Source organism: Xylanimonas oleitrophica (assembly GCF_003244315.1).
Lineage (GTDB): Bacteria > Actinomycetota > Actinomycetes > Actinomycetales > Cellulomonadaceae > Xylanimonas_A > Xylanimonas_A oleitrophica.
In genome coordinates, this window is sequence record NZ_QKWH01000023.1 from 1 (window position 1) to 6,261 (window position 6,261).

The 6,261-nt window shown below is 75.9% G+C and carries 5 protein-coding genes and 1 pseudogene; 4 read left to right on the plus strand and 2 right to left on the minus strand.

The annotated features are described in order from the left end of the window. A pseudogene (locus tag DNL40_RS16935) lies at positions 1–898 on the minus strand (hypothetical protein); the annotation flags it as partial. Positions 899–1,301: 403 nt separating this feature from the next. On the opposite strand from DNL40_RS16935, the gene DNL40_RS16065 reads away from it, so the two are divergent. The 4 genes from DNL40_RS16065 (at position 1,302) to DNL40_RS16080 (ending at position 5,491) form a co-directional block, all read left to right on the plus strand. Continuing rightward, positions 1,302–2,687 carry a bifunctional o-acetylhomoserine/o-acetylserine sulfhydrylase gene (locus DNL40_RS16065; protein WP_111252279.1) on the plus strand — a complete coding sequence of 462 codons (1,386 nt, stop codon included), beginning with the start codon at positions 1,302–1,304 and terminating at the stop codon, positions 2,685–2,687. A gap of 50 nt (positions 2,688–2,737) precedes the next feature. Then, entirely contained in the window at positions 2,738–3,958 is a 1,221-nt protein-coding gene (gene metX / locus DNL40_RS16070; protein WP_425450796.1) for a homoserine O-acetyltransferase MetX, read from the plus strand. Between the two features lie 69 nt (positions 3,959–4,027). After that, complete coding sequence (locus DNL40_RS16075; RefSeq protein ID WP_111252281.1) at positions 4,028–4,444, plus strand: VOC family protein; 417 nt, start codon at positions 4,028–4,030, stop codon at positions 4,442–4,444. A gap of 87 nt (positions 4,445–4,531) precedes the next feature. Beyond that, positions 4,532–5,491: a zinc-binding dehydrogenase gene (locus DNL40_RS16080; RefSeq protein ID WP_111252282.1), complete on the plus strand. Its 960-nt coding sequence runs from the start codon at positions 4,532–4,534 to the stop codon at positions 5,489–5,491. Positions 5,492–5,517: 26 nt separating this feature from the next. Here the strand turns inward: DNL40_RS16080 and DNL40_RS16545 are convergent. Continuing rightward, the coding region (locus DNL40_RS16545) for a restriction system modified-DNA reader domain-containing protein (RefSeq protein ID WP_484454271.1) at positions 5,518–6,261 on the minus strand (744 nt) is incomplete at its 5' end.

The following is a 6,261-nucleotide window of genomic DNA, read 5'->3' on the forward strand; positions in this document are numbered from 1 at the left end:
GTGAGGTACTGCGAGCGGGACGTGCGGGATATGTCGAGACCGGCGACCACCAGGCCGCAGGGGCGGGGGCGGCCTCGCGCTGGGCCTGGGCCCGCTGGGAGGCGGCGGCGTCCGCGGCAGCCTGGCGCGCGTCCTGCCGCTGCCGCTCGAGCTCGACGCTGGTGCTGCGCAGCGCGGCGAGCCGCTCGACCAGGGCGGTGCGCTCCTGCTCGGCCGCCTCCGTCTGCGCCTGCAGCCGGGCGGCCGCGGAGGTGGCGGAGGCGTACGCCTGCTCGGCGGCGGCGCCGGCCTTCTCGTGCGCCTCGCGCGCGGCCTCCCAGCGCGCCCCGGCGGACTCGGCGCCGGCACGGGCGTCGGCGTGGGCGGCCAGGCCGGTGGCGACCTTACGGTCGACGGCGCGGCGGGCGGCACCGACGGCGACGACGTCGCTGGGGTCCTCGGCCCGCGTGACCACGGAGAGCGCGCCGAACCCGTCACCGCGAGCGGTCACGCGGTAGGCCTCGGCGAGCTGCCCGCGAGCCTGCTGCTCGCCGGCCTTGGCCGCCTGGGCAGCCTGCTCGGCCTCGGCGAGGGCGGCGGCGGCCGCGTCGGCCTGCTCGCGGGCCTCGGTGTAGTCCTCGGCGGCGGTCTGGACGGCGCTCTCGGCGGCGGCCAGGCCGGCACGGATGGCGTCGAGCCGCGCCTCGGCAGCGGCGACGTCGAGCGCGGCGGCCCCGGTCTGGGCACGGGCGGCCGCCACCTCGTCGTCGGACGGTGGCGTGGGTGCGGCGAGCGCGCCGGGCGCTCCTGGTCCGGCGAGGAGACCCGCGACGAGCGCGGCGGTGACCAGGGGCAGCGCGCGCGGCACGGGGCGGGCAGACCGGGCCGTGCGCACGGTGCGTGCGGGCGTGCCGGACATCGCCGGACCACCTCCAAGGGATCGAGCTGTGCCGTTCCTGCTGATCGGCCGCCGACGGCGTTTCGGTAGGCGAGCGCCGGACCAGGGTCGCCCGGAGGCCCGCACACTGCACGCGGAAGGCGTCCGCGCCGGTGCGTCGCGCCAGACACGCCGTCTCAAATCGTGGTCCCGAATGACGAGACGGCACTGTCGCGGACCGGGCGGTCGTGGTTACGGTCCCTGCCATGACTCGTCGAATGTGTCGCTGACCCAGCGCACGTCCGCCTGCCCGGAACCCGTCCGGCCCGCGTGCGCACACGCTCGCCGCGGACCACCCTCCGACGCAGCAGGCCCTCCAGGGGCGTCCCGCGGCTGCACCGCCAGCACCGACCAGAAGCCCGCCGCGACAGCCCAGGAGGACGACATGACCACCCAGCCCGCCACCCAGCCCCGCTGGTCCTTCGAGACGCGTCAGATCCACGCCGGCCAGAGCCCCGACCCCGCCACGGGGGCCCGTGCCCTGCCCATCTTCCAGACCACCTCGTTCGTGTTCCCCAGCGCGGAGGTGGCCGCCGACCGGTTCGCGCTCCAGGACCTGGGACCCATCTACACCCGCATCGGCAACCCGACGCAGGAGACGGTCGAGAACCGCATCGCCGACCTCGAGGGCGGCGTGGGCGCCCTCCTCGTCGCCTCCGGCCAGGCCGCCGAGACCCTCGCGATCCTCACCATCGCCCAGGCCGGCGACCACGTGGTCGCCTCCTCCTCCCTCTACGGCGGCACCTACAACCTGCTGCACCACACGCTGCCCCGGTTCGGCATCGAGACCACGTTCGTCGAGGACCCGCACGACCTGCAGCAGTGGCGCGACGCCGTGCGGCCGAGCACCAAGCTGTTCTTCGGCGAGACCGTGCCCAACCCGCGGTCCGACGTGCTCGACGTCGAGGGCGTCGCCGGCGTGGCCCACGAGCTCGGCGTCCCCCTCGTGGTCGACAACACCGTGCCCACCCCCTACCTGCTGCGGCCCATCGAGTGGGGCGCCGACGTCGTCGTGCACTCCGCGACCAAGTACCTGGGCGGGCACGGGTCCGCGATCGGCGGCGTGATCGTCGACGCGGGCACGTTCGACTACGCGCAGCACCCCGAGCGGTTCCCCGGCTTCAACGAGCCCGACCCCAGCTACCACGGCCTCGTCTACGCCCGCGACCTCGGCGTCGGCTCGCCGCTGGGGGCCAACCTCGCGTTCGTGCTCAAGGCGCGCGTGCAGCTCCTGCGCGACCTCGGCCCCGCCGTCAGCCCCTTCAACGCGTTCCTCCTCGCCCAGGGGCTGGAGACGCTGTCGCTGCGCATCGAGCGGCACGTGGCCAACGCGCAGCGCGTGGCGCGGTGGCTCGAGGCGCGCGACGACGTGCGCGTGGTGCACTACGCCGGGCTCGAGTCCTCCCCCTGGCACGCCAACGCCACCAAGTACCTGCCGCGCGGCGCCGGGGCGGTGGTCTCCTTCGAGCTCGACGTGGACGACGACGAGCGCGCCCGGGCCGCCGGCCAGGCGTTCGTCTCGGCGCTGCAGCTCCACTCCAACGTCGCCAACATCGGCGACGTGCGCTCCCTGGTGATCCACCCCGCGTCCACGACCCACAGCCAGCTCACGCCCGCCGAGCAGGCCTACTCGGGCGTCACGCCGGGGCTCGTGCGCCTCGCGGTGGGCCTGGAGGCCGCCGACGACATCCTCGCCGACCTCGAGCTCGGCTTCACCGCCGCCAAGAGCCACCTCGACGCCGGCACCCCCACCGCGGGGACGCCCGCGTGAGCCTCCCTCCCCTGCCCCTCGTCCCCCGATCCGCGAGGACCACCCCTATCGTGAGCTCCGCCAACCGGGTGCTGGGCACCCAGCCCGGAGGACCCGCACCCCGCGGGGCCTCCCTGCCGCCCGTCCCCGCCTCCGGGGCCTGGCGCGAGGGCGACGAGCCCGGCAGCCGCCGGTTCGCCGACGTCGGCGGGATCGAGCTGGAGGGCGGGGGCCTGCTCCCGCAGGTCACCGTGGCGTACGAGACGCTCGGCACGCCGGCGGCCGACGGGTCGAACGCCGTCCTGGTGCTGCACGCCCTGACGGGCGACTCGCACGTGGCCGGGCCCGCCGGGCCCGGCCACCGCAGCGCCGGCTGGTGGGAGGCGATGGTCGGGCCCGGCCGGCCGATCGACACCGACCGGTACTTCGTCGTCGTGCCCAACGTGCTGGGCGGCTGCCAGGGCACCACGGGCCCCGCGTCCACCGCCCCCGACGGGCGCCCCTGGGGCGCCCGCTTCCCGCGCGTGACCACCCGCGACCAGGTCGCCGTCGAGATCCTCCTCGCCCACGAGCTGGGCATCCAGGGCTGGGAGCTCGTGGTGGGCGCCTCGATGGGCGGCCTGCGCGCCCTGGAGTGGGCGCTCATGGGACCCGAGGCCGGCATCGAGGTGCGCAACCTGGCGGCCGTCGCCACGACGGCGCAGACCAGCGCCGACCAGATCGCCTGGGCGCACCCGCAGCTCGCCGCCATCCGCCTCGACCCCGGCTGGGCCGGCGGCCAGTACTACGACGCCCCCGACGGCGCCGGGCCCCACGCTGGCCTCGCCGTCGCCCGCCAGATCGCCCACACCACCTACCGCTCGGCCCACGAGCTCGACACCCGGTTCGGGCGGCTGCCGCAAGGCGGCGAGGACCCGCTCACCGACGGGCGCTACGCCGTCCAGTCCTACCTGGACCACCACGGCGACAAGCTCGCCCGCCGGTTCGACGCCAACTCCTACGTGGTGCTCACCGAGTCGATGCTCACGCACGACCTCGGGCGCGACCGCGGCGGCGTGGAGGCGGCGCTCTCCCAGATCACGGCACGCACCCTGGTGGTCGCGGTCGACTCCGACCGCCTCTTCCCGCCCGCTCAGTCCGCCCGCGTCGCCGCATGGGTGCCCCGCAGCGAAGGCCTGCGCATCGTCACCAGCGACTACGGGCACGACGGGTTCCTCATCGAGTTCGACCAGCTCGGGCCGATCGTGCGCGACTTCCTGGAAGCCGAGGACCGGGTGACCTCCTCCCGCTGAGCGATGAGTCCCGCCCGCCGGCATCGTCCCTCCCGGTGACCCACCCGCCGCACCGGAAGGAACGCCGTCATGGCCACGCTCAACCCGTACCTCAGCTTCAAGGACCAGGCGCGCGCCGCGCTCGAGCACTACCAGGCCGTGCTGGGCGGCGAGCTCGACATCACCGCCTACGGCGACATGCCGATGGGCACGCCTGAGGACGAGGCGCACCTCGTCATGCACGGGCAGCTCGAGACGCCGGACGGCCTCACCCTCATGGCCGCCGACACCGGCTCGATGACGGAGCACGTGCCCGCCACCAGCGGTGTCACGGTGGCGCTGACCGGCGGCGTCGACGACTTCGACCGGGTGCGCGCCGCGTACGAGCGCCTGCTCGAGGGCGCCACCGACGTCATGCCGTTCGAGAAGGCGCCGTGGGGCGACCACTACGGGCAGCTCACCGACCGGTTCGGCATCAGCTGGATGTTCGACGTCGGTCCGGCGTGAGCCGGGGCCGCCCGCGCCGGCGCACGACGCCGGCCGGGCGGCCCACGCCCGCGCCGGGTGGGCGGCCAGGTCGGTAGGTTGGCACGCATGCTCGCCGCCTACGCCGCACGCGTCTCGCCCGACACCCCGCTCGACGCATTGGAGGTCGGGGAGCGCCCCGAGCCCGAGGAGCGCGAGCACTGGTCCACCGTCGAGGTCCGGGCCGCCAGCCTCAACCACCACGACCTGTGGTCGCTGCGCGGGGTCGGCCTGCGCTCCGAGCAGCTGCCGATGATCCTCGGCACCGACGCCGCCGGCGTCGCCCCCGACGGCACCGAGGTGGTGGTGCACGGGGTGGTCGGCGCCGACGGGCACGGCGTCGGCCCCCGCGAGCCGCGCACCCTGCTCTCCGAGCGGTACCCCGGCACCCTCGCCCAGCTCGTGTCCGTGCCGACGGCCAACCTGCTGCCCAAGCCGCCCGAGCTCACCTACACCGAGGCGGCCTGCCTGCCGACCGCCTACCTGACCGCCTACCGGATGCTCTTCTCCGTCGCCGCGCTGCGGCCGGGCCAGAGCGTGCTCGTCCAGGGTGCGGGCGGCGGGGTCGCCACGGCCGCCGTCGTGCTCGGCGCGGCAGCCGGGCTCGAGGTCACGGTCACCTCGCGCTCGGGCGCCAAGCGGGAGCGGGCGCTGTCGCTCGGCGCGGCCCACGCCGTCGAGACCGGGGCACGCCTGCCCGCACGGGTCGACGCGGTCGTGGAGTCCGTGGGGCAGGCCACCTGGGCGCACTCCGTGCGCTCCGTGAAGCCGGGCGGCACCATCGCCGTCTGCGGCGCCACCTCGGGTGACGCCCCGCCCGCCGAGCTCACCCGGATCTTCTTCCAGGAGATCGCCGTGCGCGGGGTCACGATGGGCACCCGCGAGGACCTGGCGGCGCTGCTCGCCTTCTGCGCCCGCACGGGGGTGCGCCCCGTCATCGACTCCGAGGTGCCCCTCGCCCGCGTGCGCGACGGCCTCGCACGCCTGGAGGCAGGAGCCCAGACGGGCAAGATCGTCGTCGTGCCCTGACGCCCGTCAGGCGGAGCGGGGGCCCGTCAGGCGAAGCGCGCCCGGAACGCCTCGGTGAGCGTGGGGCCCTCGTCGCTGCCCACGCGCCACACGCTCCACCCGTCGGCGGTGTACGAGCCCGAGACGGCGCTCGCCGCGACGTCCGGGTGGCGGTAGCGGCCGCCGTCGGCCACCTCGATCACGCCGTCCGGGTGCAGCAACGCCTCGAAGCGCTGCCGGCGCCGGGGACGCGTCCAGACCAGGGGCGTGGCGACGCCGATGGTGCTCGCCAGCGCCACGAGGTCGGGGTCCGTCTGCTCCCCCACCGAGATGGGGGCAGAGGTGACGGGCTCCGTCCACGGCTCCGGCGCCGACCACGGCCGCGTGTCGAGCGGCACGTCCCACGCGCGGGGGTCGGGCTCGAGCGGCGGCAGGGGCCGCGGCGGCTCGAAGGGCGCCTCCCAGGTGGAGGTGTCGTGCATCGACGGCTCCGCGGCGGGCAGGCGCGGCTCCCAGCTCAGCGTGTCGTCCGGCGCGCTGACCGTCGAGAAGACCTCGCCGAACTCGATCGCGTCGCCCTCGGTCGGCGTCGGCGCGGGCAGCGGGTCCTCGCCCGAGGCCGGGTCCCACGAGCGCGACGGCGTCCACGCGAGCGGGTCGTCGTCCGTGCCGGACGAGACGCCGTGGGCAGCGAACCCGTAGGACTCTGCCGCCTCGGCGAACCGGTCGGTGCGCGAGCGGCGCCGCACCGGGGGCGGGTCCGCGGGAGCGGGGGCCTGCGGCTGTGGCGG